Raw genomic sequence first — 25,790 nt, forward strand, 5'->3', positions numbered from 1 at the left:
TCACGACTTCTGGAACATGGCCAGCATCCGGCGCGTGACCAGGAAGCCGCCGACGATGTTGATGGTGGCGATCAGGAACGACAGGGCGGCCAGGATGACCACCAGCCCATGGCTGGAGCCGACCTGCAGCAGGGCGCCGAGCACCACGATGCCGGAGATGGCGTTGGTCACCGCCATCAGCGGCGTGTGCAAGGAGTGGCTGACACTCCAGATCACCTGGAATCCGACGAAGCAGGCCAGTGCAAAGACAATGAAATGGGCCATGAAGCTCGCTGGTGCATAGGCGCCGATCAGCGCGATCAGCAGGCCGCCCAAGACGAGTAGCCCCACCTGGGTCTTGGTCTGGTTCCTGAAGGCAGTCGCCTCTTGCGCGCGCTTTTCCGCCGGGGTGAGTTCCTTGGGCTTTTCCTTCGGTTTGGCCGCTGCGATCGCCTGCACCTTGGGTGGGGGCGGCGGATAGGTGATCGCGTCCGCGTGCGTCACGGTCGCGCCGCGGATCACGTCATCGTCCATGTTGTGGACGATGACGCCATCCTTCTTCGGCGTCAGATCGGCGAGGAAGTGGCGGATGTTGTTAGCGTAGAGGGTCGAGGCTTGTGCAGCCATGCGGCTGGGAAAATCGGTATAGCCGATGATGGTGACGCCGTTGTCGGTCACGATCTTCTGGTCCGGCACGGTCAGGTCGCAGTTGCCGCCGCGCTCGGCCGCGAGATCGACGATCACCGAGCCCGGCTTCATCGCCCGCACCATGTCCGCGAGCCACAGCTTCGGCGCCGGCCGGCCGGGGATCAGGGCCGTGGTGATGACGATGTCCATCTCGGGCGCGAGCTCGCGGAACTTGGCGAGCTGCTTCTCGCGGAATTCCGGGCTGGACGGGGCGGCATAGCCGCCGGTGGCGGCAACGTCCTGCGTCTCTTCGAATTCGAGGAAGACGAACTGGGCACCCATGGACTCGATCTGCTCGGCCACCTCGGGGCGGACATCGAAGGCATAGGTGAGCGCGCCGAGTGAGGTGGCGGTGCCGATGGCGGCCAGTCCGGCCACACCGGCGCCCACCACGAGCACCTTGGCCGGCGGAATCTTGCCGGCGGCGGTGACCTGTCCGGTGAAGAAGCGGCCGAAATGGTTGCCGGCCTCGATCACGGCACGGTAGCCCGCGATGTTGGCCATGGAGGAGAGCGCGTCCATCTTCTGGGCGCGGGAGATGCGCGGCACCATGTCCATGGCCACGACGGTCGCGCCTCTCTCCCTGCACAGTTCCAGGAGGTCCGGATTCTGGGCCGGCCAGAAGAACGAGATCAAGGTCTGGCCTCGGCGGAGCATCTGGGCTTCTGCCGTCTCAGGCCCGCGTACCTTCACCACCACATCGGCGGCCGCGAACACCGCTTCGGCGGATGGCAGGATCTCGACGCCGGCTGCCAGATAAGCCGCATCGGGGAAGCCCGCCCGTTCGCCGGCGCCGGCCTCGATCAGGCAGGCATGCCCCAGCTTCTGCAACTGGATGGCGGACTCGGGTGTCATCGCCACCCGGTTCTCGCCCCCAAAGATTTCTCTCGGTGCTCCGATCTTCATCGTATTCCTCCAGCTCCGTCAGCAGGATGTCGTTCGGTTATTTCCGAATACCGGAGAGCCCCGCCAGCGTCCGTTGCGTTCTTTCGGTGATCGCATCCCATGCACCGCGCCTGATGTCTTCGGCGGGAGTGAGCCAGGATCCACCCACGGCGATCACATTCTGCAGGGCGAGCCACTCGGATGCATTGGCTTCGCTGATCCCTCCCGTCGGGCAAAAGCGGATGTCAGGAAAGGGACCACTGAAAGCCCGGAGAGCGTTGATTCCGCCGGAGAAGGCAGCGGGGAAGAACTTCAGGAGCGTGAAACCACGCTCCCGCGCCGCCATGATCTCCGATGCCGTGGCGACTCCAGGGATGAAAGGAAGACCGCTATCGGCTGCGGCGTCGAGCAGTCGAGGCGTGGCTCCGGGGCTCAACGCGAACTGGGCACCGATCCTCTTCGCTTGGTCCAGATCGGAATCGCTTGTCACAGTCCCAAGCCCGACGACGGCCTCTGGAACGCCATTGATGATCGCGGCGGCTGCGTGCAAGGCCACTGGGGTGCGAAGCGTGATTTCGAGGACCTTCAGGCCGCCCTCGACGAGAGCTTGTGCCAGCGGGACCGCGTCCTCGATACGCTCAATCGTAATGACCGGGATGATTGGGGAACTAGAGAACGCATCCCGTATGGGCCCACTTGGGAGGTTGGTGGGATCTGCATCATCTAATCGCATGCCGGAGTTCCTTCTGAAGGTGTTCATCTGATTTGGAGGTCCGGCATGGCGGCTTTCGGGATGATGGCGCCCCGGTGGCGCACCACCGCTCCGGCGATGCGATGTCCGTTTCTGGCCGCGTTTTCGGGACTGGCCCCCGACAGACGCGCGGCAAGATATCCGGCCGCAAAACTGTCGCCGGCAGCGGTCGTGTCCACCACGTCGGCAACCGGAGTCGCCGCGACGACGACATCGGTTTCGCCTGCGAGGACGCGACATGCCGGTTCCGGTGTCTTAAGGATCAGCTCAGCCGACGCTCTATATGCGAAAAGCTCCTCCACTCCCTGATCTCCAAAGATGAGATGCAGGTCTTCGCTTGAAGCGAAGATCAAATCGGACTGCCGCATGATCTGCCGGTATGCGTTTCGTGCGACCGGGAGATCCGGCCATCCGCGGGGACGGAAATTGGTGTCGAAGGCAATTCGGCAGCCTTGCTCTTTCGCTTGGGTAAGAGCCTGTTGGAGTCGAAGGCGGCCCTTGTCCGAGTAAAGGGACAAGGTGATCCCCGACAGATAGATCACATCATAGGCGGCGAGTCGCTCGATCGTACGATCCGTCTCGGGATTGTCGAAGAGAAGGCGCGCTGCCGCATTGTCCCGCCAGTACGAAAACGAGCGTTCACCGGCCTCGTCTGTCGTGATGATGTATAGACCTGGGAGCTTACCTTTGAGGCGGAGCACCATACTGGTTCCGACACCCTCCGTCCGCCAGACGGCGAGCATCTCCTCGCTCCAGGAATCATCTCCAAGTGCGGTCACGTAGTCTGTCCGCATGCCAAGGCGAGCCAGATAGATTGCGGTGTTGAGCGTGTCTCCGCCATAGCCCTGAGTAAAGGCTCCTGGCGCTGTCTGAGACAGCTCGATCATGCATTCGCCCACACATGCAATGCGTGTCATCGTTCCCTCACCGGACAAAGCCCCTCCGCCGGACATGGCGCACGTCACGTATGGACTCACCAGCCGGCGGATGCCTACAGTTTTTTACAGCGGCAGATCTCTCAGGGCTGAGACAGCCGTCATGACGCCGCGCAGCTCGGCAAGACCTTTGAGGCGTCCGATTGCCGGATAGCCCGGGTGCGTGGGTTTACCGACATCATCGAGCAGCTCGTGGCCGTGGTCCGGCCGCATCGGAATGCGCCAGCGCGGATCGCCCGCATCCTTCCGGCGTTTCTGCTCTTCCAGGAGCACCGTCACGAGGGCCACCATGTCGGTGTCGCCACCCAGATGATCCGCTTCCATGAAGGAGCCGTCCGGGTCCTTCGCCACATTGCGCAGGTGGGCAAACCAGATCCGGCTTGCGAACCGCCTTGCAATCGCCGGTACATCGTTCGTTGGGCCTGCCCCGAGCGAGCCGCTGCACAGCGTCAGCCCGTTCGCTGGCGCGTCCACGGCGCCCAGAATGAACGCGAGATCGTTTTCGTTCGAGACGATGCGGGGCAGACCCATCAGTGGCCGCGGCGGATCGTCGGGATGGATGCACATGCGGATGCCGACCTCCTCGGCCGCCGGAATCACCTCGCGCAGGAAGCGGGCGAGGTTCTCACGCAGGGCCGCGGCATCGATCTCCCGGTAACGGTCGAGCACCACGCGCAGACCCGGGATATCATAGCGGTCATAGGCACCGGGCAGTCCGGCCATGATGTTGGCGAGAAGCTTGCTGCGGTCACTCTCCGAGGACCGGTCGAACCATGTCCTGGCTCGGGCGAGCACCTCGGGCGCATACTCTGCCTCAGCTCCCGACCGCTTGAGCATAAAGCAGTCGAAGGCGGCAAACTCGTGCAAGTTGAAGCGCAGAGCCGTGCCGCCGCCGGGCAGTGGATGGGCGAGTTCGGTGCGTGTCCAATCGACCACTGGCATGAAATTGTAGCAGACGGTGGTGATGCCGCATTGGGCCAAGTTGCGCAAAGACTGCCGGTAGTTGTCGAAGAGAACCGTGAGATCGCCCTCACCAATCTTGATGCTCTCGTGGATCGGCAGACTCTCGACCACGCTCCAGCGGAGGCCCAGTGATGGATCCGCGGCGATTTCGGCCTTGCGCTTTTCAATCTCCTGGACGCTCCAGACCACGCCATAGGGGATGTGGTGCAGAGCCGTCACGATACCGGTCGCGCCGGTCTGGCGAATATGGGAAAGCTGAACGGCATCCGGTGGACCAAACCAACGCCACGTCTGTTCCATGATCATAACCTCATAGGAGCCGGGCTTAGCAACCGGCGGGAGTAGGGAGTTCCTCTGCGGCACCGCGGGCGCCGCGTGAGAGGAGGCGGGTATAGGCGCCAATCAGCGCGCTCTCGAAACGAGCATCACGCGGCAGGTCGGAGCCGAAGATGGCGTCGATCGACAGAATCGCGCGGACCCGGTCCTGCGGGGCGTCGCCGGCGCGGTCGAGAACCGTGCGCAGTTGGGAGGCGAGGGGGTCCCGAACGTCGATCTCACGCCCGCGTTCGTCAATTCCGCCGACGTAGCGGAGCCAGGCGGCAATCGCGAGGGCAATCCGGGGCAATGGCAGATTGCGCGAGAGGCGCTCGCGCGCGGTCGCCAACAACCGCTGCGGTAGCTTTTGTGAGCCATCCATGGCGATCTGCCACGTGCGGTGCCGGATCGCCGGATTGGAGAAACGCTCCAGAAGCACGTTCGCATATGTGGAGAGATCGGTTCCGGGTGGCGCCGGCACGACCGGGATAATCTCCTGCCAGAGGTCTCTGACGAAGCCTTTCAGAACCGGATCGGCTACGGTATCTGCAATCGTTTCATGGCCTGCGAGATAGCCGAGATAGGCGAGGGCAGAGTGCGCTCCGTTAAGGAGCCGGAGCTTCATGTGCTCGTATGGAGCAACATCGCTGACCAGTTCGGCTCCGACATTCTCCCAACGCGGACGTGCGCGATCGATGAACTGGTCCTCGATTACCCACTGGCGATAAGGCTCGTGAACGACGGGGGCGGCATCCGCGAGGCCCGTGAGGCGGGCAGCCTCGGCGATATCCTCGTCCGTCGTTGCCGGCACAATCCGATCCACCATTGTGGACGGGAAAGCAGCATGGGTTTCCACCCAGGTGGCGAGGCCGCAATCCCGCAGGGCTGCGAAATCGCTGACGAGCGATGCGAGAAGGCGCCCATTCGAGGGAAGGTTGTCGCAGCAGAGGACCGTAAATGGAGCCATGCCTTCATCCCGCCGGCGCTCCAATGCAGCCAGGATGAAGCCGACGGCAGTGCGTGGCTCACCCGGATGCTCAAGGTCGTGCTGGATGTCGGGATGATGCTGCTGCAGACGCCCGGTCGCCGGATCGATGCAGTAGCCCTTTTCCGTGACGGTCAGGCTGACGATGCGGACGCTGGGATCCGCCATGGCCTCGACCACCGCCACCGGGTCCTCCGGAGCAACGAGGACGGAACCGAGGCAGCCGACGATCCGCGCCGACACGCCCAAGCGATCCTTCTGCAGTGCCGTGTAGAGACCGTCCTGCGGCATGAGGCGGTTGCGCTGGTCCGGGCGCTGGAGGCTGACGCCGACCATTCCCCAGTCGCCGGGTTCGGACGCGAGCAGGTCTTCCGTGTAGAGAGCCTGGTGCGCCCGTACGAACGCGCCAAGCCCCAGATGCACGATTCCCGTACGCATCCGGTCGCGAGCATAGCCCGGGAGCGTCGTTACGGCCTTCGCGCCCGCAAGCGTCGTCCGTGAAAGGAGAGGGAGGCCTGCTGTCATGAGATCGTGCTTGTTAGACATCGTTGATGATCAGGTCCGGATGCTCGGCCGCGAGTTTCTCGGTAATTTTCAGGACTTCGGAGAGATGGATGCGCATCGCTGCCTCGGCAGCCTCAGGGTCTCTCTGGGTAATGGCGTTGAGAATGTCTTTATGTTGCGCGATGAGTGTCGTGACAGGCGTCCTTGCCGGCAGGCTCAGAAAGCGTATCCGATCGAACTGAGACTTCTCCCGCTCCAGCACGGACCAGATCTGGGCGATACCGATATCGTCCGCCAAAGCACGATGGAAAGCATCGTCTGCAAGCGTGAAGCGCTCGGGATCGCCCTGAGCTTCCTCCTGCTCACCAAGAGATGCCAACGCGTGCTCTCGCGCCTGCGTAGAAAGACCGCGCTCGGCGGCGCGCCTGACGATGGCAATCTCCAAGGCTTCGCGCACGAAACGCGCCCGCTGCATGGATGCCAGTGAGATCCGACTCACGAAGCTGCCGCGCTGCGGAAGAACCTCGATCAGCCCTTCCTCAACGAGCCGGATGAGGGCTTCCCGCACCGGAGCACGACTGGTGCCGAAGCGGAGAGAAAGCTCGTTCTCCGACAGACGCACCCCCGGCTTGAGCCGGAGCGTCACGATGTCATCGCGAATCTGCGCATGGATGGCGCGCACCGTCATCGAGGGAAGCGAGGCCGCTGTGCCTTGGATACGTTCAGTTCTGGGTGGCGTGCGTGTCGATGACATCGGAGGCTCACTTGTAGAACAGGCTAGGTAGCCAAAGCGAGATTTCAGGGATGTAAGACACCAGGAACAGGATCAGGATGTTGCAAACAAGGAAGGGCCAGATTGCGCGAGAGATTGCTCCAAGAGAGATCTTGGCAATGTTGGCTGCCACGAAGAGACACACGCCTACCGGCGGCGTCGTCAGGCCGATCATCAGGTTGAGCACTGCGAAGGTCGCAAAATGGATCGGGTCGATACCGACTTTGACGGCGACAGCGAGCAGGGGCGGGAACAGAATGATCAGGGCTGCAATCGTCTCCATGAAGGTGCCGACAATCAGAAGAAGGATGTTGATCAGAAGAATGATCAGATACTTGTTCGTGGTCAGCGAAAGCATCGCGTCGGCGATCATCTGTGGAATCTGTTCGCTGGTGAGAATCCAGCCGAAGACGTTCGCCAGGCCGACCAGAAGGATCAAGGCGCCGGAGCCGATGGCGCTCTCAAGCATCAGCTTGGGAAGGTGGCTCAGCCTGAAGCCTTTGTAGATGAACAGGCCAACCACGAAAGCATAGAGTGCCGAGACGATCGATGCTTCGGTCGGGGTGAAGAAGCCGCCCACGATCCCGAACAGGATGACACCCGTCATCAGAAGAGCCCAGAATGCGCCCTTGCTGGTGGAGAGAACATGGCCGAGACCGCCCCAGGTGCCTTTTGGATAACCGCGCTTGCGTGACAGAATGTAGACGGTCAGCATCATGCCCAGGCCCAGCAGGAGTCCTGGAACGGCGCCTGCCAGAAACATCTTTCCGACGGAGAGACCTGTCAAAGTGCCCACGATGATCATTGGGACGCTGGGCGGGATAATGGGGCCGACCGTCGAGGCTGCCGCCGTCACAGCTGCCGCGAAGGGCGCGTCATAGCCGGACTTGCGCATGGCGGGAATCATGACGGAACCGATCGAGGCCGTCTCCGCGACAGCCGTGCCCGAAATTCCGGCGAAGATCATCGAGCCGAGGACATTTGCCAGACCGAGGCCACCGCGGATGTGGCCGACGACTGCGTTGCCGAAGCGCACGATCTGGTCGGTGATGCCACCGCCGTTCATCAGGTTGCCGGCGAGCACGAAACCGGGAATGCAGAGCAGGACGAAAGAATCCATGCCTGCAAACATGAACTGGGGCACGACGCTGAGATCGATGTCTGCGCCGATAAGATACACAGCCGCTGCAAGGCCCAGCGAGATGCCGACTGGAACACCCAGGACGAGGCAGACCGCGAAGGTCGTGAAGAGAAGGGTGACAAGCATCAGAGGAGCTCCCCATGGCTTGCAGGCGCGGATTGTCCGAAACCGAAGAGCCGAGCGAGTGAGAAGAAGGCAAGAGAAATTGGGATGATCAGCGTGACCACGTAGATCACCACCATGGGTATGTCGATTGAGCGCGCCCGTTCACCAATGCTGCCCGCGACGTAATCGTAGGCCCCCGGAATGATAGCGACGGCGAATCCGAGAATGATGAGATCGACGATCCGGTCGATCACCCGTCGGACACTCTCAGGCAGCGGCCCAACGAAGAGGTCGACATTGACGAGTTCTCCGCGAAGAACGGCGATGCCGCACGAGAAGGCAACAAGATAGACCAGTGCGAAGCGGGCAACCTCTTCCGTCCATGAGGGAGATGGAAAGCCCGGTATCCGGCCAAGCACCTGGATCGTGACCACGGCAATCAGGACGCTGAATGCCGCAAGCGTGCCGTAACGGCAGAGCGAAAGGGTAGCCGCCATTAATGCGGCAAAAACATTGCGCATGGTCACTCTCCTTCGCGTGACGTCGTTTCGAACCCAGTCCGACAAGACCTGAGCCGCTTCCGAAGAAGGCGGCTCAGGAGCTCATCGAGCGTGATTACTTCGTCGCGATGATTTCGTCGTAGAGCGGCTTGATCTCCGCAGGGAGGGATGAAGCGACTGCCTGCTGCGCCTTGGTGGCGAAAGCGGCCTTGTCGGAAGCGACAAACTCCATGCCTTTCGCCTTTAGATCGGCGGCAAGCTGCTCTTCGTCCTTCAGGAATAGGCCGCGCTCATATGCCTGGGCGGCCTTGGCTGCTTCGGCAATCGCGTTCTGCTGCTCGGCAGGCAAACGTCCGAGCTTCTTGCTACCGCCGACCAGATAAATCCAGCTCAGAACGTGATCGGTCTGGTTGACGTACTTCTGGACCTCGTTGAGGCTGGCCGACTTGATCAGCGCCAGCGGATTTTCCTGCGCATCGATCGTATGGTTCTGGAGCGAAGTGAACACCTCCGAGAAGGCCATCGGCGTCGGCTTGGCACCGAGCGCTTCCCAAACCTTCACGAAGAGCGGCACGTTGGGGACACGCAGCTTGAGGCCGTTAAGATCGTCCGGCGTCTTGATCGGACGATTCGACGTCAGCTCGCGGGCGCCGCGGGCAAAATAGGCGAGGGGCTTAAGCTGCGTTTTCTCCTCGATGTTCTGAGCGATCTTCTGGCCGACAGGACCGTTCACGACCTTGTCGAGATGCTCAAGATCCCGAATGGCATAAGGAACAGCGAGCAGGGCTGCGGAAGGCGCCCAGTTCTGCAGGGATTCGCCGGTGATCGTGAAGTCGACGGTGCCGAGCTGAATACCCTTGATCAGGTCGGTTTCCTTGCCGAGCTGCTCGTTCGGGAAGACCTTGACCTCGATCTCGCCATTGGTGCGCTTCGAGACTTCCTCCGCGAACTTCAAGGCCGCCTTGTGCCAGACATTCTCCTCGTTTCCGAGGTGCCCAAGCTTCAGGGTCGTCTTCGCCTGGGCAAACGCCGGTCCGGCAACTCCGAGGGCTAGAAGAGCACCCACTGCGCCGGCAGCGACCCGGCGCGTGAGCTTTGATGAGTACGACATTGATTTCCTCCTTGGTGAAAGCCGCGCGTTTTCTGCGTCGGTCGGATGCAACTTTTCCTACTCGCCGAACGCGAGCTGAACTTTGATGGTGTCCTGGGGACGGGTCTCGATCAGGTCGAAAGCCGTGCGCGCCTCACGAGCCGCGAAGGTCTGCGTGATCATGGCTGCCGGACTGAGTTTTCCTTCGGCCAGCCATGATACGACCTGTGGTAGGAACTTCCGGTTCAGGCGGGAGCCGACCAGAGTCAGCTCTTTCTTGACGATTTCCTGCTGGCTGATGTTGCAGGGCGCCGGAGAAAAGCCGAGGAGGCCGATCCGCCCCGCCGGGCTCGCGATCCGACAGGCTTCCTCCAGAAGGGCTGGAATTCCGGCGCCATCGATAATCACGGTCGGGCCGAGGCCCTCGTTTTCGTCTTTGACGATCTCCGGAACCGATTGCTCTCGCGAATGGATCGTCACGTCGGCGCCGAAGTTGCGGGCCCACTCGAGGCGAGCTGCGTCGATGTCGGCAATGAGACAGCGGGCTCCGTGGAGCTTGGCGACCTGGAGAACTGTGAGGCCGACGGTGCCGGCGCCGTAGATCAGCACCGTGTCACCGGCACTGATCCCGGTGCGGGAGAGAACGTTTGCGGCGATCGAGAACGGCTCGGCCAAAGCAGCAACCTCGAAGGGCATCGAGTCCGGAACCTTGACGCAATTGATAGCAGGCACGAGGAGCCTGTCCCGGAACCCGCCGTCGCGATGAACACCAAACACTTCGAGATTGCCGCAGACATTGGATCTGCCAACGCGGCAGGCATAGCAGTGGCCGCACGACACGACCGGATCGACAACGACGTGGTTGCCGGGCGCAAGACCTTCGACACCGGCGCCTACGGCCTCGATGATTCCGGCGAACTCATGGCCGATGACACGCGGATAACGCGCAAAGGGGTTTGATCCATGAAGAATGTGAAGATCGGAGCCGCAGATCCCTGCTCTCACGGTGCGCAACAATACTTCGCCGACCTCAGGAGCCCCTGGCGCGGCGACCTCGCGCGCTTCGAGGTGGTTGGGTGACTGAACCGAGATAGCAAGCATAGTTCGTTCCTCGTCGACTAGTCGACAAGTATCGGCGTCAAGCAGGAGTGTCAAGCGGTATGCCTCTCTCGGGCGTCCCTTACCATCCCACTTTGGCTCTGCCTTGGATCACCTGCAGGCGCCGGTTGATATTTACATGGCATCGCACAGAAGGGCTTCGCACATCCAATGGGTTGGGTTGGACGAAACTCTATGGCCAAGCAAGAATCACGGTGCAAAGCCTGAAGGCTCATGAGAGCGATACGAGAGCCTGCTCAAGAAAGACCCGCACCAGGCGGATCCGTGCCGAACCTTTCATCCACAGAAGACCAAGCCGCCTCGGTTCGGTCGGCAGTGGGAGTGGCAGTTTCGCCAATGACAGACCTTCAGGCCAAGGTGGTGACCAGTCGGGGACGAGCGAAACCCCCAGTCCCCGATCAACCATGACGGCGATCGCATCAAGGGTGGAAAGCTCGAAGCGTTCCCGCGGTCGAATTTTGGCTTGGGTGAGATAACTGTCCACCAGGCGTCCTCCCCAGAAGCTACGGCCGTAGCGGATGAAGGGCTCGGTCGCCAGAACCGTGTGGGCGTCCTGACCGCCCATTGATGACGGCACGATCACCAGCAACGGCTCCTCGCGCAGTACGGCCCACCCGCAGGCCTTGGGGAGGGCGAAATAGGGCTGGATGATGATGGCCCCATCGAGCTCACCATTCAGCACTTTGAAGTGAAGCTCGGCCGACTGGCCCGGAACGATGTGAATTTCCAGCCCGGGATAGACCTCCTGCACGGCCGTCAGGATTTTCGGCATCAACCCCGTAATGGCCGTTGGAACTGCGCCGATCCGAAGCTCTCCCGCAGGACTTTCAGTCGTCAGGGCTGATTTGAGGTTGCTGACGTCGCGCAGCAGGTTGCGTCCCAGTTCGGTCAGAGCCCGTCCCGCTTCCGTAGGCGTCACGGTACGCCCCGATCTGACGAGGAGGCGCGTACCAAATTCCTTTTCGAGCGTACGCATGCGCAAGGCCACTGAGGCCGGCGTCAGATTGAGGCGACGGGCAGCCTCGGCAATCGAGCCACCCTCAACGACAATCACGAAGGTCTTGAGGAATTCCGTGTCCATAAGATGGAAAAACTATCTTCTTAAGGTGGAAAAGACCAGCTTTTCCCATCGTGTCCGTGAGCGGTATCTTGCTTAGGTTGGATGGCCTGTTCTGGGGCCAACTCGTAAAGGGGCCTGCCTGAAAGGCCTCAGCCATATGGGAGAGAAATCATGACGCTCGTTCGCCGCCGAACCGCCCTGTTCGCCCTCGCCGCGTTGGCCATGGCGGCAACCGTACCAGCCAGAGCCGAAATCAAGGGCCTTGAGATCATCGCCCCGGCCAATCCAGGCAGCGGCTTCGACCAGACCTCCCGCGCTGTTCGGGATGCCTTGCAGGAGGCCGGCCTCGCTTCCGGCATTCAGGTCCTGAACGTCCCCGGCGCCGGCGGAGCCATCGGGCTCGCCCAGTTCGCAAACGGGCAAAACCGCGGTCCGGGACTTCTCACGATCGGCGTGACTACGGTCGGGTCGATCTTGACGACGAAGCCGCCGGTCACGCTGGAGGACGCCGCGCCTCTCGCCCTGCTGCTACGCGAGTACAGTGTGGTGGTGGTCCCGGCCAATTCCGACATCAAGACGTTGGCGGACCTCACCGCCAAGGTGAAGGCCAATCCCGCGTCAGTCACATGGGCGGTAGGGTCCGCAGGCGGGCTCGACCATGTCATCGCGGGACAGATCACGAAGAAAGTCGCCGGCGACGCCAGCAAGACCAACGCGATCAACTATGCCGGTGGCGGCGAACAGGTTGCGGCCATCCTCGGCGGTCATGTGACCGCCGGTGTCGGCGGCGTGCCGGAGTTCGCATCGCAGATCAAGTCCGGCAAGCTCCGCGCTCTCGCCGTCTCGTCCGGTGAGCGTCTCGCCGGCCTCGACGTCCCGACGCTGAAGGAGCAGGGCGTTGATGTCGTCATCGGAACCTGGCGCGGCCTGATGGCCCGAAAGCAAGCGACCGACGCCGAGAGGAAGGAACTGAGCGCCGCTATCGAGAAGATGGTCGCTACCCCGGTATGGAAGGCCTCCCTCGAGAGGAACGGCTGGATCGGGGCCTATCAGAACGCAGAAGGGTTCGGTGCTTTCCTGAAGGAACAGCAGGCCATGATGAAGACCGCGCTGGGGGAACTCGGCCTCCTGAAATAATGGTGACAGGCTGATCGCAATACTCTGAGGCAGGCAGCCGTGATGGCCCCCACGGTATCCTGCCTCAGATTCGGCAATCGTGATGTCGTCGTCCACTCGATGACGTCGCCCAATCTGGTCTCGGAAAAGTCTCATGCAACGTCTGATGCGCAGCAAGCTCTTCGTGCCCGGCTCACGTCCGGAACTCTTTGCCAAGGCGGCAGCATCCGCTGCCGATGCGCTCTCGTTCGACCTCGAGGATGCGGTGGCGGCAGATCGAAAGGCGGAAGCGAGAGTTGCGGTCGGATCCTTCCTGCGGGGCCGTTCGACGGATGATCGCAAGATCGTGGTGGTCCGTTCGAACAGTCTTTCGAGCGGTCTCTTCGAGGATGACCTCGAGGTGATTGTCGGGTCCGGTCTCGACGTCCTCAACCTGCCAATGGTGGAGAGCGGCGACGAGATCCGGGAGGCTGCCCGTGCACTCGCCCGGTTCGAGACGGTCGCCGGGATCGAGCGCCCCATCGGAATTCTCGCCAACATCGAGACGCCCAAAGGACTCCGGCAGGCGGCCGACATCGCCACGGCCGACTCGCGCGTCATCGGGCTCCAGATCGGCTACGCTGACCTTTTTGAGCCGTGCGGCATCAATCGCTCGGATTCCCAAGCCCTGAGCTATGTCCGACTGGCGGTCCGGCTGGCCGCGGCAGAGGCCAGGGTTCCGGCCTACGACGGCGCCTATGCTGTCGTGGCGAAACCTGAGCGTTACCGCGAGGAATGCGAGGAGGCTCGCAATCTCGGCTTCGCGGGCAAGAGCTGCATCCATCCTACGCAGGTCCCGATCGCGAATGAGTGCTTCATGCCGCGTCCGGCCGAGATCGAGAAGGCCCGCCGCATTCTTGCGGCGGCGGAAGAAGCCGCCGCCAAGGGAGTCGGAGCCTTCGTTGTCGACGGCCAGATGATCGACGAGCCGTTTCTCGTCAGCGCAAGGGCCATCGTCGCCATCGCCGAGCAATTCGATCCGGCCTGAACCGGGGAAAGACGCTGACATGTCGGCCACCAAGCTTCACCAGCGAGACTACCGTCCCGAGATGCGCGGCACCCTGGACGGGGTGCGTATCCTCGATCTCTCTCGCCTCTTCGCGGGCAATGTCTGCACGCAGATGCTGGCCGACTTCGGTGCCGAAGTGATCAAGGTCGAGCCACCGGAGGGTGACACCCTGCGGGCCTGGAAGACCGAGGGCATCAGCACTCATTGGAAGATTTACGCCCGTAACAAGAAGAGTCTCAGCCTCGACCTGAGGAACCCTCGGGCGTCTGAGATCATCAGGGCGCTCGTGCCCTCCGCGCAGATATTCATCGAGAGCTTCCGGCCCGGCGTGCTCGAGAAGATGGGCCTTGGCCCGGATACCTTGCTGGCACTCAATCCGAAGCTCGTGATCATGCGGATCTCCGGGTGGGGCCAGGACGGGCCCTACAGCCAACGCCCCGGGTTCGGGACCGTGGTCGAGGGCATCTCCGGTTTTGCCGCCATCAACGGCTTTGCCGACCGGGAGCCTGTCCTTCCCCCGATGTATCTCGCCGATGGCATTGCCGGCATCTACGGCGCCTCGGCGGCCATGATCGCCCTACGTGACGTTGAGCTGAAGGGCAGGCAGGGGCAGGTCATCGATCTGCCCCTGCTCGATCCGCTTTTCTCCATTCTTGGTCCCCAGTCGGCCAACTTCCGACTGACAGGGAAAGTCAAGCCGCGGACCGGAAGCCGCTCGACGAACTCGGCTCCGCGAAATGCCTATCGATGCAACGACGGGCGGTATGTCAGTCTCTCGGCCTCCATCCAGAAGATGGCCGAACGCCTGTTTCGGTCGATCGGGCGGCCTGACCTTATCGACGATCCCCGGTTCCGGACGAATGCCGATCGGGTCAGGAATGCCGATGCGCTGGATGCCATCATCGGAGCCTTCATCGCCGAACGGACGCAGGCGGAGAATGTCGCCTTCTTCGAGGCGGCGGAAGTCACCATTGGTCCGATCTACGATACCTCGCAGATTCTTGAGGATCCGCACTTCATCGAGCGCGAGGTCATAGCAGACTTTCCCGATCCGGACATGGGCATCCTCCCGATGCACCACGTGGTGCCGCGGCTCGGTGGCACTCCCGGTTCAATAAGGACGCCAGCTCCCAGGCTAGGCGAACACAATCGTTCCCTGCTTGCCGAGATCGGAATCGACGATGCCGGCTATGCAGCCCTGGTCGCATCCGGGGTCGTGCATGGAGAAGCAATCAAGGCGTGACGATCTATCGGTATTCTCTACCCTGCGTCGTCTCAAGCACGGCCTAAGCCGGGGATCAGATCAGAGATTGCACGGCAGTTAGTGCTGCTTGTCTCGGCTGGATTGCGGAAGTTTTATTGAGTTTCGGAAAAAAGCTGACTACATAAGGCTCGTTTCCATCCGAACGTTTTCCATGCAACGGCAACTCGATCTCATCAAACCGCATTGGTCGGCGTGGCGAAGCATTTGCTTTGTCAGGAGGCTCAGTCTGCCGGAGCACGAACAGGAGCAGCGATCCAGTTTCGGATCCGCACCCTCGCCCCAGGCAGCAAGCTTCGCACCAACCGGCACTATGTTCCTGGTGCTCTTCCCCTCATAGCTGGCTTGAACGTTCATCGTCGCCGGCTAACCCGGCGACCTCCTTTCATTCCGCATCTCCATTCGCTCGTGATGCAGGGTCGCCAGGTCCCAATCTCGCTGAGAAAAGGAGAACCCTGCAGTGAACAGGGTATGGACTGAAGAAGAACTCGATATTCTGCGTCGTGACAGGGCTGCGAAAGTTCCGATTCCGGTAACGGCTGCAAAACTCGGGAGGCCGGTGCCTGCAACTTATGCCAGAGCCCGCCAGATCGGCACCCTTGTCCAAACCCATCAACCCTGGGACGAGGCGAGCGTAGCGCGTCTGCGTGAGTTGGTGTCAGCCGATCCGCCTATGACGGACAAGCGCATTGCGGAAGAGCTCAGGAGAACCGTCAACCAGATTCGCTGGAAGTTGCAGGACCTCGGGTTGATCGGTGTCAGGGATCTTTCCAAGCTCGCGAAAAATACGGCCTCCGGCATGACCGGACCCAAATCCGCGAATCCCATGGTACGAAAGCCTGTACTCGATACAAAATCTGCTCCGCAGAAGACGGCTTCCGTCATGCCCGCGGCAGCGCGGGCGACAACTTCTGCGCCCATCGATCCCCATGCAGCTATCGAGCGCGCAGTCAAGCGCCTCGAGACCACCCTGGCCGAGCGCTTGAAGAGCTTAGTCTCGGAGACGGAAGCCGGCATGGTGCGGGCTGCGATGGACGCCATCGCCGAAAAGCGCCGCATCGACCAGAACCTTGCCGATCTCGGCCAGCGGATCGCTGATGCTCAAGCCGAGCGCATTGCGAAAGCGGAGCGGCTGAATGCCGAGGCGAGAATCGCCGAAGTCGGCGTGCCGTCCAAACGCAAGGCTGACGATGTCGCACTTCCAGTCCGCGAAGGAAAGTTGGAGACGCCAAAGCGCGCGGCCGTCAAACCTGCCGCCAGGAAAGCTGTCGTGCCTGCGGCGCAGGGCGTGTCTCAGGCTGCAGCCCCACGTCAGATCAATCCGCCTCCATCGGCTCCGACACCGAAGATTGTCGTGGTGGAGACACCCGTGGCGGCCCGTCCGGAGCCAAGTGCCGACGCAGCCCCTGCCCAAGTGTCTGGCCGGGGCGGCTGGAAATCCGTACGCCGGGATCCGGCGCGCGTCATGGCTCAGGCCAAGGCCAAAGCCAAGCCAACGAACCGTGCGGATGCCGTCGATCTCGCCCAGGCTGCCCAGGCCGCCATCGAGCGTTTCATCGCGGAACGCGGTGTCACGAAGACGGAGACGAATGGCATTCAGGCTCTCGTCTCCCGTCTGCAGGCGCGGGGTTATATCGTCGTGCAGGACGGCGATGGCTGGGTCATCGACCAGCGTCGTCGCATTGACGGCGAATCTGCTCTCATCGCTTTTGCAGAGGCCCGCGGCATCTCCTTGGATGTCGCGGCGTGATGGAGCAGGCGTGTTTTATCCGACACGCGCGTGGAAGAGCATGCGCCCGTTTCTCACGATAGGGGCGGGCCGACGAGTTCAATTCCAAACTGCCGACAGGCGCGGGCAAGGGCTTCAGCCTGCGCGGGTGTGGGCGGGCCGGATGCGTCTGGCAGTCCTTCTCGCTCGGCAGGCCGTCCAAACGCACGGATGAAGTTCTCGAACTCGCCTCGGGTGATCGTAAGCATACGGGCCTCAGCCGACTCGACCCTGTAGGTGTGGGGAATGCCCTTGGGCGCAAGGAGCGTCTCACCCGCTCCGGCCCGGCGTTCCTTGTCGCCCACGCGGTAGCGCACGTCGCCTTCGAGGACGTGGAAGATCTCGTCCTCATCATGGTGGATATGCAAAGGCGGTGAATCGCCTCGTGAAGCCCGATGTTCAAGCACGGAGATGCCGTCCGAACCTTCCCGCGCCGAAAGGCGGATGGTGACGTGCGTGTTCAGAAACCACAGGCTTCGATGATCAGTGGCGGCGCCGTCCATGTCTGTTCTCTTCCTCGCGGCATACGGGAGAGCACAGCCTATCGGCGCTCCAACTGCGAACAAGGGAAATTCGGGGGATCAGGAGACTGCAATTTGGTCAAGTCACCGACGGCTGCAGGATTTCCCCAAGGCTCGCACCTGCGCTTAGGCCATTCGACTTTCGGGTCCTTACCTGGACCTTCAGCCTCTCTGTCTCAGTCCGCAGAGCGTCATTTTTCTCGACGTGCTCCCGGTTGGCGCGGGTCAGCTCCTTATTCTCGCTCCGAAGATCGGCGATTTCGGCTTTTAGCTCGTTCCGCTCGGCAATAAGGTTCTCCTCGTGCTTGGCCTGCGCCCGCAGATTCCGAATTTCTCGCTGCTGGTCAGCTATCCTGCTTTGCAGATTTCGGATTTTCTGCTCGGCTTTCGCGAGCATCCGCTGCACGTCCTTCAACTCTTGCTCAGTCGCGCTGGGCTCCGTGAGCTTTCGCCTTGTTCCTGCACTCATCACAGTCCGGTTAGCCTCTCGTATACGATTGTCGCAAAAAGAACAAACATAGAACGTACTGGAGGTCAAGGAATTGCGCGATGTTGCTGCTTCCCTCTGGCTCCTCCTTAACCGCCCCGGAGCCTGTGCTGGCTCATCCAAGTGGGGAAGAGTGAGCGAGGAGGGCTACCTCATCAGCAAAGCCGTACAGGGAATCAACTTGAAGAGGCTAGGGGCCTCCTGGCAAGCACCATGAACCAGATGTTCCGACCGTCGCAGACCGCTGAGAAACCCGCTCTGGAGACTCTCGCAGGCTCGGTCGAACGTGTCACCTTCCATAATGCGGAGAACGGCTTTGCTGTCCTGAAGGTGCATACACGAGGCAAGCGGGACCTCGTGACAGTGGTCGGCCATACCCCTGCGGTTTCGGCAGGAGAATGGATTACGGCGAGCGGCCTTTGGATCAGCGACCGCACACACGGGCTCCAGTTCAAGGCTGAGGTGCTCAAGACGACCCCTCCGACTGGTGTTGAAGGTATCGAGAAGTATCTCGCCTCGGGGCAGATGCGCGGGATCGGGCCGGCGATGGCAAAGCGGATCGTGGCAGCCTTTGGCGAGAATACCTTCGAGATCATAGAGGTCAGTCCTGATCGCCTGACGGAGGTGCAGGGAATCGGTCCCCTGCGGGCCTCCCGCATCGTGGCAGGTTGGACCGAACAGAAGGCAGTGCGGGAGATCATGATCTTCCTGCACGCACATGGCGTCGGCACGGCGCGCGCGGTGCGCATCTTCAAGACCTATGGCTTTGAAGCCATCCGGATCATGACCGAGGATCCGTATCGTCTCGCGAAGGAGGTGCGCGGAATAGGGTTCAGAACCGCCGATGCCATTGCAGCCAAGCTCGGGATGGAAAAGACGGCTCCGCCACGCATCCGGGCCGGTATCTCGTTTGCGCTGCAGACCGCCACGGACGAGGGACATTGCGCTCTTCCAATCGATGCTCTGACCCGGCTTGCAGAACAGCTGCTTGAGGTCGACAGAGAACTGATCCGGACAGCGATCGTCGAAGAGATTGCCACGGGTGGAATCGTCTCCGATACGATCGGTGCTGAAACCTGTCTTTTCCTGAAGGGGCTTTATCTGGCCGAGCAGGCCATTGCCTCTCGGCTGATTGAGCAGGCGTCAGGTCCACCTCCGTGGCCTGAAATTGACCTTGAGCGTGCCATTCCATGGGTCGAGGCCCGCACGGGTAAGATCCTGGCGGCCTCACAGCGGGAGGCTCTCAGGCTGGTGCTCCGCTCCAAGGTGGCAGTCATGACGGGCGGTCCCGGCGTCGGCAAGACGACTCTCCTCGATACGATCCTGCGTCTCCTGGTCGCCAAGGGTGTCAAGGTGGCGTTGGCAGCCCCTACCGGGCGGGCAGCAAAGCGGATGACGGAGCAGACCGGGCTGGAGGCGAAGACCATCCACCGCCTTCTGGAGATCGCCCCTGAACACGGCGGCTTCTCGCGAAATGAGGAGAACCCGCTCGATTGCGATCTGCTCGTGCTGGACGAGACCTCCATGGTGGATGTTCCGCTCATGAATGCTTTGACCAAGGCCATTCCGGCCCATGCCGGGCTGCTGATGGTGGGAGATGTGGACCAGTTGCCCTCTGTCGGATCAGGGCAGGTCCTTGCCGACATCATCGGCTCCGAGCGCATCCCGGTTGCCCGGCTGACAGAAGTCTTCCGCCAGGCGGCGGAGAGTCGGATCGTGGTGAACGCTCACCGCATCAACAAGGGGCAGGTGCCCGAGCCGCCGAAGGCAGGCGAGGAGAGCGACTTCTACTTCGTCGAAATCGATGACCCCGCAGACGGAGTGCCGAAGATCATCAACATGATCAAGGAGCGGATTCCGCGCCGCTTCGGCCTTGATCCGATGAAGGACATTCAGGTGCTGTGCCCGATGAACCGGGGAGTCCTCGGCGCCCGCAACCTCAATATCCAGCTTCAGGAGGTGCTCAATCCCAATCCTGCGTCCAAGGTGGAACGGTTCGGCTGGCGCTTCTCGCCGGGAGATCGGGTGATGGAAACCCAGAACGACTATGACCGGGAGGTCTTCAACGGCGATCTGGGTATGGTTGCGCGCATCGACGACGAGGAGGGGGTGCTGATCGCATCGTTCGATGGAAGGGAGGTCTCGTATCCCTTCGGCGAACTCGACACGGTCGTGCCTGCGTATGCGACCACGATCCACAAGTCGCAAGGCTCGGAGTATCCCGCCGTCATCATTCCTGTCGTCACGCAGCATTTCACGATGCTGGCGCGCAATCTGCTCTACACAGGCGTCACGCGAGGCAAACGCTTGGTCGTATTGGTCGGCCAGAAGAAGGCTGTGGCAATGGCGGTCAGGGGAGGGCAGATAAAGAGGCGCTGGACGAAACTGCGGGAATGGATAGCCGCGGCCTGACGGGGTTAAAGGCCCAGGAGTCCCCACGCGGCTCTTCCATTAGGCGCCCTCCGAACAGGAACTGGGTTGTAATCGAACTACAAGACTTGCAGGTGGTTATCTCCCAACTGTCCCCGTTCCGTCCTTTTTGTCCTAGAAGGAATGATCCGACGTTAGGAGACGGCGCTATGCCCCGCAATCCAGGGTATGGGGATCGCCTCCTGGCTCCGATTGCTTCCCCATCGGATTTGTGAATGTCCAAGAAACCGAAAGATCTCGTCACCATCAATCACCTGCCTGGGATTCTTCTCGCCAGCGCTGCTGAATGCGAGAGGTGGATCGAGGCTAGGCTTATTCCGGTTGCGGGGCGGGAGACTTATCGAAAGTCGGGGCGCACATACGAAACTCGAATGTTCGATCCGAAGATCATCGCCAAGCTGGCGTCGGAGGTTCCGGCATGGCGGGCCCGGGATGAAGCCACCATGAACGGCAGGCGCGGCAACGCTGCGCAAGCCCGGAGCGATACAGATTACGAAGGCAGGCCGGTGGCCCCTGTCGATGATATCTCTCACCGGCGTCGGCATAGTATCCTGACGCCCGTCCGGAAGAAGACAGGGATTTATATCGTCGAGGATATCCGCAGGCTCGACCGCGACAGCCGTGATATGGAGCGCCAGAAATGGAACTCCGGGCCAAGGTCCGATCGTGCCTTCGTCGGTTATCGAGCCGTCTTCAGCAACACAGTCCAGATCCTGCCGGATGGTGGTCCAATCGAGATTTTGGTCGAGTTCGCTTTCGTCGAACCGCCGGAGGTTGCGGCTGTCGTTCTATCGCCTGCCCGGATTGGGCCAACGGAGATCACGATAGCCGCCGAAGCCCTCGAGGCTCGGTTGGTGGAATTGCGGGATGCGACGCAGGAGGCATGTGAGCAGGAGGTTGCGAGCTGGCGGGACGAACTCGATACCTATCTCGCCGCATATCAGGATGACCAAGAAAGAGAAGCCATCCTTGGAGGCATTCGTTCGGCGCTCGAAAAGCTCGACCGGATCCATGGATCCGACAAGCACGGACCTGCGGGGGCCGGGCGCAGGCTCCGTCAGAAACTCGATGACATCCGTTCCAGAGCCTCCGCCAGGCGGCTCCGGCATATGCGTGAGGCTCAGATTCGGGAGGCATCCGGCTACGAGCGGTACGCCACGATCTTCCCGGTCGCCCGATCCCTGGAGCGCAAGTTCATTTTCCTCGCCGGACCGACCAATTCGGGCAAGACCCACGAGGCTCTCCGATTGGCCGGAAAGGCCCAGACAGCCGAGATTCTCTCGCCCTTGCGGCTTCTTGCGCTTGAGCATTATGAGCGCTTGAGCGAAGGCAAATTCTTGGCCGGTATGATCACCGGTGAAGAGCGCATTCTCCCCGAAGGCGCGACACATGTCGCCCGTACCATCGAGACCCTGGACCTGCATCGGGTCGTCGATGTCTGCGTGATCGATGAAGTGCAAATGCTCAGTGATCCCAATCGAGGATGGGCGTGGACGCAGGCTATTGTTGGGGCTCCGGCCCGTCTCGTCGTCCTGACCGGAGCTCCTGAGGCGATCCCTCTCGTCGAGCATCTCCTGGCCATGACGGGAGAGCCGCTGGATATCAGGATCCTCAAACGCAAGGGACCACTCCGCGTGGAGCGCGCTCCTGTCGAACTCAGCAAACTGTCCAGGGGCGACGCGGTCATCGCCTTCTCGCGTGCGAATGTCCATGAACTGCGCGCCCGGCTCGTCCAGTCAGGGCGCACGGTAGCGACCGTCTATGGTGCTCTCGGTCCGGAAGTCCGCAGAGCCGAGGCTGCACGCTTCCGCAACGGCGAAGCGGAAATCCTTGTGGCCACGGATGCCATTGGAATGGGCCTCAATATCGGTCCACTCCGAAGAGTCGTTTTCTCGACGCTCCGCAAGTTCGATGGTGTCCAGGAAAGACAGCTTACTTCAATGGAGATCAAGCAGATTGCAGGCAGAGCAGGGCGCTTCGGCCATCACGACGAGGGACTTGTCACTGCGCTTCTTGAGGCTGGCTCTTATGGGCGTTCCGAAGCCATCATCTCGAATGCACTGACAGGAGAGGGGGTAAAGCTCCGTGGCAAGGCCTATGTGCGTCCTAATCAGGAGACGGTCATGTCCGCGAGCGAGGTTCTCCAGACCGACCGGCTCGGCCGGATTCTACGTCATTTGAACGACACTCTCGTGGCCGGCCACCCAGACCTTCGCATGGCCGATATGGAGGAGATGATTGAGCTCGCGCTTCTCCTCGACACGGTGGATATGCCGATCCTGGATCGTCTGTCCTATGCAATGGCACCTGTCGAAATTCGCGAGCGGCTGGCCGTCGAACTTCTTCTCGAATGGGCCAGGCAGCATGCTGTGAACGGTTTGGTCCAGCCGCCAAACTTCGGGTTGCACAGTGATCTTCTGAAGCTCGAGGCCAGGGTGAAAATAGCAACGACTTGGCTTTGGCTGGCACAGCGTTATCCGCACATCTTCGAAAATGTCGAAGCCGTGGTCAACTTACGTTCCGATCTGAATTCGAAGATCGAGGAGAAGTTGATTGCGACCTCGATTGCTCGCCGGAAGAAGGCGGATGAAAAGCAACGGCAATACAAAGGCCGAAGGCAAGATATGAAGGAAGGCCGACACAAACAGAATCGCTCCAAGGCTGAGGAACGCCGAGATCGCTCTCGGGCCTGAGCGCCTAGGCACTCCGAATTTCGCTCTCCCGGACAGCTCTCTCGGTCATGCCCGATTTGATACGGTACGAAAGCTCTCCTGTCTGATCCGCAGGCATGAGCCGCAGGACTTCGTAAACGCCCGCGGAGTTGATCCAGTTGTCTGAAATCCCCGGCTGCTTCAGCCGGACTGTCTGCTTGACTTTGAACTTGTGAGACATTGGGAACTCTCTTGAATGCGGAAACACAGAGGTGGTTTGCTCGGAGAGCAGTTTCGTTCGCTGCTCGCCCTTGCCTTACCTGACGCGTTTAATGCTGATGATGATGCCCTCAGGCAAGGAGCCTTTCTCCTGCTGAGCGCGTGCGATAAGGTTGACAGCCCGGTTGTCGTTGGCCTTCGCAGGGTTATCGATCCACAGGTAAGCCGTACGGGCGTCGTCATAATTGACCGCGAAGATCACCGATTTTGCAGGCGTGCTTCTTCGAAATGTGCTCATACGCTCCTCGCTATTTCGACTATCACTCAATAAAACTTCACGAAAAAACCGCTCCGTTGGAGGAACGGTTTGATGCCTATGCGCCAGTTCATGGTCAGACAGTCTCGATGTCATGGACGGCAATCGTGCCAGACCGACGATCGCTGAAGGTATTGGACGAAACTTCCTGCCCACATCATCTGCTTGGTCGCAGGACTTCACTTTACCCATGATGAGCAAAGCCTTTCAACGTTCTAGGGTGCATATGCGCACCTCCTCACAACGAAGCGGGGCTACATTGTTCTCGATGTTTGGAGAGAGCGGAGCGCACGCCTGCAAGCGAAAGGCGAAACGGACCATATGTCCGACCAATGTCGATAATTAAGGATAAGCTGGAACAGGTTTGTTTCAAGGTGTTAATCGAATAATTATATTATGCCCGCTGAAATGCCTCAAAATTCAGTAGCATTTCTTATGAATTGCATTAATTGCCGGCGCAAATCTTCAATCACGAAAACTTCGTTCGCCATCAAGCAAATTGCGGCGTATATCTATGAAAGGGGCCAATGTAAGTGCTCCACGAGGAGCCCTCATTGAAATTTGTCACTGTCATAACCGCACTAGGTCTGCTGCTTTTGCCTCAAGTCAGTTACTCTGAAGAGAAGACCAGCGCGGAATCGAGTGCTTCAAGGCCAGTCAGGCTCTCACCCACTGATCAAGCAGCCCAATCCGCTGCCATGGCCAAGGAGGCTCGTGATAAGGCTGAGGCGTTGGAGCGAGCCCGCGAACGTAAAATGAGAGAGATATCAAAGGGCATCTGCAACGGATGTTGACATCAGCCGGGCCCATTCGGATGAGACGGGGCGTTGACAGCAACAGACGTGCAAACCCGAATGAGAGGCATGGGCGATGAATCGCGTCTCCGACGAAAGCATTGCGCTCCATAATATTCGTCACCTTGTCCGAGGAATGGGCAAGGCCCAAGGACAAGGAGCTTCCATCCAGAGCCTCAGGCATTGGTGGACGTTGAGCCTTGGGCAGCGTGGCGAAGACCTTGAGCGCGGCCTGGAGAGCCACATTCTGCTTACGAGCCTGGGTTCAGATAAAGGTAGCATATCCCAGTCAGCCGCATCAGCCAGGTTGCCGAGCCCGTGACCCGCTAAAGCATCGGACCAAAAGTGGGACTTGCACCTTTCTCGCCCGATGCTCCCTTCATAGAGCAGCGCATCGTTCGAGGGGAAAGACCGGGTCCACTTTTCGCTGACGCTGCCATTCCGCTCCGCACGATGAGCTGGCACCTCCAAATGACCTCCTGGAAAGCGCATGAAAGTCGCATTCCGAAGGCTCTCTGGTGGCTCATTTGAGAACCAGAGGATTGACGAATGTTCTATGAAAAAGCCCTCCGAGTTGCGGAGCGAACACTTGTCGACGGAGCGACATTGGCTGAACTGAAGCAAGCATCGAAGGATTTGCGAGCTTTAACACCTGACAGTGTGTTGGCGGATCTGGTGGATGCCAAGATCAAGTCCATTGAGAATCAGCAACGTGGTCCTCGTTCCTAACCCAGAGAGCATGCTCCTTCAGGAAGTTCCAGGTATCAGGCTGGCGACCTGTTTTTCTGAAGAAACGCAGGCATGTGATCAGCATCGATCCCAGCATTGGGAGACATGGCATCGAGTATGTCGTCAAGAACATCCGCCATTTCTTCGATCTGAGCGAAGCTTGCCGTGAGCGTGAGCTTGAAGCCGTCCTGCAGTTCGATGACGATATGGGGATCGCTGCCATCAGATGACGGAGAGACCAGAAACCGGGCCAGCTTCTTCGTTTCAGGCATGAATTTCTCCTTGATGCGTTGTTTATCGGAAAATTGTGAACGAGGTGGCGAGCTGATTTTCATACGCGACGCGGCTGTACACTTCGCCAATGCTCTTGACCTCGTAGCGAGGGGCTTCATCGCCCGAAGGCAGATGCTTGATGATGACGAAGTTTCCGCTCCAAGATGGGCCTATGGAGCGCTTCTCGGTAAAGGTGACGTGTTGGCCACATGGGTAAAGATGCGCCGACATGAGAAGCTCCTTTCCAGACAGCTAATGCCTGACCAAGGTGCCGCCGAAAGGCTCTCACCCGATGAACAGCACAATGAACAGGATGAAAGACAATACGCCAGCCAGAATGGCTGTTGAGAGCCAGGCTCCCTGGTGCCTGCTGGAAAAGGAGAAAC

At 60.5% G+C, this 25,790-nt stretch carries 24 protein-coding genes; 7 read left to right on the forward strand and 17 right to left on the reverse strand.

The genetic code is table 11. The features are described 5' to 3' along the window. The 11 genes from ACUXUR_RS22380 to ACUXUR_RS22430 all read right to left on the reverse strand — a co-directional run bounded on the left by ACUXUR_RS22380 (position 1) and on the right by ACUXUR_RS22430 (position 11,812). Positions 1-1,572 carry a Re/Si-specific NAD(P)(+) transhydrogenase subunit alpha gene (locus tag ACUXUR_RS22380; RefSeq protein ID WP_445504562.1) on the reverse strand — a complete coding sequence of 524 codons (1,572 nt, stop codon included), beginning with the start codon at positions 1,570-1,572 and terminating at the stop codon, positions 1-3. A 37-nt stretch (positions 1,573-1,609) separates the two neighbouring features. Further along, a complete protein-coding gene (locus ACUXUR_RS22385; RefSeq protein ID WP_445504563.1) occupies positions 1,610-2,284 on the reverse strand; it encodes a bifunctional 4-hydroxy-2-oxoglutarate aldolase/2-dehydro-3-deoxy-phosphogluconate aldolase in 675 nt (224 codons plus the stop codon). A 23-nt stretch (positions 2,285-2,307) separates the two neighbouring features. Further along, positions 2,308-3,219 carry a sugar kinase gene (locus ACUXUR_RS22390; RefSeq protein WP_445504564.1) on the reverse strand — a complete coding sequence of 304 codons (912 nt, stop codon included), beginning with the start codon at positions 3,217-3,219 and terminating at the stop codon, positions 2,308-2,310. A gap of 84 nt (positions 3,220-3,303) precedes the next feature. Next, positions 3,304-4,500, reverse strand: coding sequence for a mannonate dehydratase (gene uxuA / locus ACUXUR_RS22395; RefSeq protein ID WP_445504565.1), 1,197 nt, complete (start codon positions 4,498-4,500; stop codon positions 3,304-3,306). Between the two features lie 25 nt (positions 4,501-4,525). Then, complete coding sequence (locus tag ACUXUR_RS22400; RefSeq protein WP_445504566.1) at positions 4,526-6,025, reverse strand: mannitol dehydrogenase family protein; 1,500 nt, start codon at positions 6,023-6,025, stop codon at positions 4,526-4,528. A gap of 13 nt (positions 6,026-6,038) precedes the next feature. Further along, positions 6,039-6,758: a GntR family transcriptional regulator gene (locus tag ACUXUR_RS22405; RefSeq protein WP_445504567.1), complete on the reverse strand. Its 720-nt coding sequence runs from the start codon at positions 6,756-6,758 to the stop codon at positions 6,039-6,041. A 7-nt stretch (positions 6,759-6,765) separates the two neighbouring features. Further along, on the reverse strand, positions 6,766-8,043 hold the full coding sequence (locus ACUXUR_RS22410; RefSeq protein ID WP_445504568.1) for a TRAP transporter large permease: 1,278 nt from the start codon (positions 8,041-8,043) through the stop codon (positions 6,766-6,768). Further along, on the reverse strand, positions 8,043-8,543 hold the full coding sequence (locus tag ACUXUR_RS22415) for a TRAP transporter small permease (RefSeq protein WP_445504569.1): 501 nt from the start codon (positions 8,541-8,543) through the stop codon (positions 8,043-8,045). Before ACUXUR_RS22415 ends, ACUXUR_RS22410 begins: the two co-directional genes overlap by 1 nt. A gap of 94 nt (positions 8,544-8,637) precedes the next feature. Next, complete coding sequence (locus ACUXUR_RS22420; RefSeq protein WP_445504570.1) at positions 8,638-9,633, reverse strand: TRAP transporter substrate-binding protein; 996 nt, start codon at positions 9,631-9,633, stop codon at positions 8,638-8,640. 57 nt (positions 9,634-9,690) lie between these two features. Beyond that, positions 9,691-10,713, reverse strand: coding sequence for a Zn-dependent oxidoreductase (locus tag ACUXUR_RS22425; protein ID WP_445504571.1), 1,023 nt, complete (start codon positions 10,711-10,713; stop codon positions 9,691-9,693). Positions 10,714-10,942: 229 nt separating this feature from the next. Beyond that, positions 10,943-11,812: a LysR family transcriptional regulator gene (locus tag ACUXUR_RS22430; protein WP_445504572.1), complete on the reverse strand. Its 870-nt coding sequence runs from the start codon at positions 11,810-11,812 to the stop codon at positions 10,943-10,945. Between the two features lie 150 nt (positions 11,813-11,962). On the opposite strand from ACUXUR_RS22430, the gene ACUXUR_RS22435 reads away from it, so the two are divergent. The 4 genes from ACUXUR_RS22435 (at position 11,963) to ACUXUR_RS22450 (ending at position 16,966) form a co-directional block, all read left to right on the forward strand. Further along, positions 11,963-12,928 carry a Bug family tripartite tricarboxylate transporter substrate binding protein gene (locus tag ACUXUR_RS22435; protein WP_445504573.1) on the forward strand — a complete coding sequence of 322 codons (966 nt, stop codon included), beginning with the start codon at positions 11,963-11,965 and terminating at the stop codon, positions 12,926-12,928. 133 nt (positions 12,929-13,061) lie between these two features. Continuing rightward, the gene (locus tag ACUXUR_RS22440; RefSeq protein ID WP_445504574.1) at positions 13,062-13,934 is read left to right on the forward strand and encodes an HpcH/HpaI aldolase/citrate lyase family protein; all 873 of its coding nucleotides are present in this window, start codon (positions 13,062-13,064) and stop codon (positions 13,932-13,934) included. A 19-nt stretch (positions 13,935-13,953) separates the two neighbouring features. After that, positions 13,954-15,198 carry a CaiB/BaiF CoA transferase family protein gene (locus ACUXUR_RS22445; RefSeq protein WP_445504575.1) on the forward strand — a complete coding sequence of 415 codons (1,245 nt, stop codon included), beginning with the start codon at positions 13,954-13,956 and terminating at the stop codon, positions 15,196-15,198. A gap of 478 nt (positions 15,199-15,676) precedes the next feature. Further along, entirely contained in the window at positions 15,677-16,966 is a 1,290-nt protein-coding gene (locus ACUXUR_RS22450) for a hypothetical protein (protein ID WP_445504576.1), read from the forward strand. A gap of 53 nt (positions 16,967-17,019) precedes the next feature. Here the strand turns inward: ACUXUR_RS22450 and ACUXUR_RS22455 are convergent, their stop codons facing one another. Both ACUXUR_RS22455 and ACUXUR_RS22460 read right to left on the reverse strand, forming a co-directional pair. Then, on the reverse strand, positions 17,020-17,487 hold the full coding sequence (locus tag ACUXUR_RS22455; protein ID WP_445504577.1) for a cupin domain-containing protein: 468 nt from the start codon (positions 17,485-17,487) through the stop codon (positions 17,020-17,022). 97 nt (positions 17,488-17,584) lie between these two features. Next, positions 17,585-17,920 (reverse strand): hypothetical protein, encoded by a 336-nt coding sequence (locus tag ACUXUR_RS22460; RefSeq protein ID WP_445504578.1) that lies wholly within the window; start codon positions 17,918-17,920, stop codon positions 17,585-17,587. A 285-nt stretch (positions 17,921-18,205) separates the two neighbouring features. Between ACUXUR_RS22460 and recD2 the strand changes: the two genes are divergently transcribed. Next, entirely contained in the window at positions 18,206-20,404 is a 2,199-nt protein-coding gene (gene recD2 / locus ACUXUR_RS22465) for an SF1B family DNA helicase RecD2 (protein WP_445504579.1), read from the forward strand. 233 nt (positions 20,405-20,637) lie between these two features. Next, positions 20,638-23,115 (forward strand): helicase-related protein, encoded by a 2,478-nt coding sequence (locus tag ACUXUR_RS22470; protein WP_445504580.1) that lies wholly within the window; start codon positions 20,638-20,640, stop codon positions 23,113-23,115. A gap of 4 nt (positions 23,116-23,119) precedes the next feature. Here the strand turns inward: ACUXUR_RS22470 and ACUXUR_RS22475 are convergent, their stop codons facing one another. Together ACUXUR_RS22475 and ACUXUR_RS22480 are read right to left on the reverse strand one after the other, a co-directional pair. Further along, positions 23,120-23,314, reverse strand: coding sequence for a hypothetical protein (locus ACUXUR_RS22475; RefSeq protein WP_445504581.1), 195 nt, complete (start codon positions 23,312-23,314; stop codon positions 23,120-23,122). Positions 23,315-23,389: 75 nt separating this feature from the next. After that, complete coding sequence (locus ACUXUR_RS22480; protein ID WP_445504582.1) at positions 23,390-23,800, reverse strand: hypothetical protein; 411 nt, start codon at positions 23,798-23,800, stop codon at positions 23,390-23,392. A gap of 1,151 nt (positions 23,801-24,951) precedes the next feature. Here ACUXUR_RS22480 and ACUXUR_RS22485 point away from each other — a divergent pair. Next, the gene (locus ACUXUR_RS22485; RefSeq protein WP_445504583.1) at positions 24,952-25,131 is read left to right on the forward strand and encodes a hypothetical protein; all 180 of its coding nucleotides are present in this window, start codon (positions 24,952-24,954) and stop codon (positions 25,129-25,131) included. Positions 25,132-25,166: 35 nt separating this feature from the next. Here the strand turns inward: ACUXUR_RS22485 and ACUXUR_RS22490 are convergent, their stop codons facing one another. Both ACUXUR_RS22490 and ACUXUR_RS22495 read right to left on the reverse strand, forming a co-directional pair. Next, positions 25,167-25,403: a hypothetical protein gene (locus ACUXUR_RS22490; RefSeq protein WP_445504584.1), complete on the reverse strand. Its 237-nt coding sequence runs from the start codon at positions 25,401-25,403 to the stop codon at positions 25,167-25,169. 22 nt (positions 25,404-25,425) lie between these two features. Then, positions 25,426-25,635, reverse strand: coding sequence for a hypothetical protein (locus tag ACUXUR_RS22495; RefSeq protein ID WP_445504585.1), 210 nt, complete (start codon positions 25,633-25,635; stop codon positions 25,426-25,428). Positions 25,636-25,790: the final 155 nt, after the last annotated feature.

It is taken from the genome of Microvirga medicaginis (assembly GCF_052658925.1).

Bases quoted from the DNA above. Each gene is read 5' to 3' on its own strand.
- ACUXUR_RS22380 (WP_445504562.1), bottom strand. From the start codon at position 1,572: ATGAAGATCGGAGCACCGAGAGAAATCTTTGGGGGCGAGAACCGGGTG.
- ACUXUR_RS22385 (WP_445504563.1), bottom strand. From the start codon at position 2,284: ATGCGATTAGATGATGCAGATCCCACCAACCTCCCAAGTGGGCCCATA.
- ACUXUR_RS22390 (WP_445504564.1), bottom strand. From the start codon at position 3,219: ATGACACGCATTGCATGTGTGGGCGAATGCATGATCGAGCTGTCTCAG.
- uxuA (WP_445504565.1), bottom strand. From the start codon at position 4,500: ATGGAACAGACGTGGCGTTGGTTTGGTCCACCGGATGCCGTTCAGCTT.
- ACUXUR_RS22400 (WP_445504566.1), bottom strand. From the start codon at position 6,025: ATGACAGCAGGCCTCCCTCTCCTTTCACGGACGACGCTTGCGGGCGCG.
- ACUXUR_RS22405 (WP_445504567.1), bottom strand. From the start codon at position 6,758: ATGTCATCGACACGCACGCCACCCAGAACTGAACGTATCCAAGGCACA.
- ACUXUR_RS22410 (WP_445504568.1), bottom strand. From the start codon at position 8,043: ATGCTTGTCACCCTTCTCTTCACGACCTTCGCGGTCTGCCTCGTCCTG.
- ACUXUR_RS22415 (WP_445504569.1), bottom strand. From the start codon at position 8,543: ATGCGCAATGTTTTTGCCGCATTAATGGCGGCTACCCTTTCGCTCTGC.
- ACUXUR_RS22420 (WP_445504570.1), bottom strand. From the start codon at position 9,633: ATGTCGTACTCATCAAAGCTCACGCGCCGGGTCGCTGCCGGCGCAGTG.
- ACUXUR_RS22425 (WP_445504571.1), bottom strand. From the start codon at position 10,713: ATGCTTGCTATCTCGGTTCAGTCACCCAACCACCTCGAAGCGCGCGAG.
- ACUXUR_RS22430 (WP_445504572.1), bottom strand. From the start codon at position 11,812: ATGGACACGGAATTCCTCAAGACCTTCGTGATTGTCGTTGAGGGTGGC.
- ACUXUR_RS22435 (WP_445504573.1), top strand. From the start codon at position 11,963: ATGACGCTCGTTCGCCGCCGAACCGCCCTGTTCGCCCTCGCCGCGTTG.
- ACUXUR_RS22440 (WP_445504574.1), top strand. From the start codon at position 13,062: ATGCAACGTCTGATGCGCAGCAAGCTCTTCGTGCCCGGCTCACGTCCG.
- ACUXUR_RS22445 (WP_445504575.1), top strand. From the start codon at position 13,954: ATGTCGGCCACCAAGCTTCACCAGCGAGACTACCGTCCCGAGATGCGC.
- ACUXUR_RS22455 (WP_445504577.1), bottom strand. From the start codon at position 17,487: ATGGACGGCGCCGCCACTGATCATCGAAGCCTGTGGTTTCTGAACACG.
- recD2 (WP_445504579.1), top strand. From the start codon at position 18,206: ATGAACCAGATGTTCCGACCGTCGCAGACCGCTGAGAAACCCGCTCTG.
- ACUXUR_RS22470 (WP_445504580.1), top strand. From the start codon at position 20,638: ATGTCCAAGAAACCGAAAGATCTCGTCACCATCAATCACCTGCCTGGG.
- ACUXUR_RS22475 (WP_445504581.1), bottom strand. From the start codon at position 23,314: ATGTCTCACAAGTTCAAAGTCAAGCAGACAGTCCGGCTGAAGCAGCCG.
- ACUXUR_RS22480 (WP_445504582.1), bottom strand. From the start codon at position 23,800: ATGGGTAAAGTGAAGTCCTGCGACCAAGCAGATGATGTGGGCAGGAAG.
- ACUXUR_RS22485 (WP_445504583.1), top strand. From the start codon at position 24,952: ATGTTCTATGAAAAAGCCCTCCGAGTTGCGGAGCGAACACTTGTCGAC.
- ACUXUR_RS22490 (WP_445504584.1), bottom strand. From the start codon at position 25,403: ATGCCTGAAACGAAGAAGCTGGCCCGGTTTCTGGTCTCTCCGTCATCT.
- ACUXUR_RS22495 (WP_445504585.1), bottom strand. From the start codon at position 25,635: ATGTCGGCGCATCTTTACCCATGTGGCCAACACGTCACCTTTACCGAG.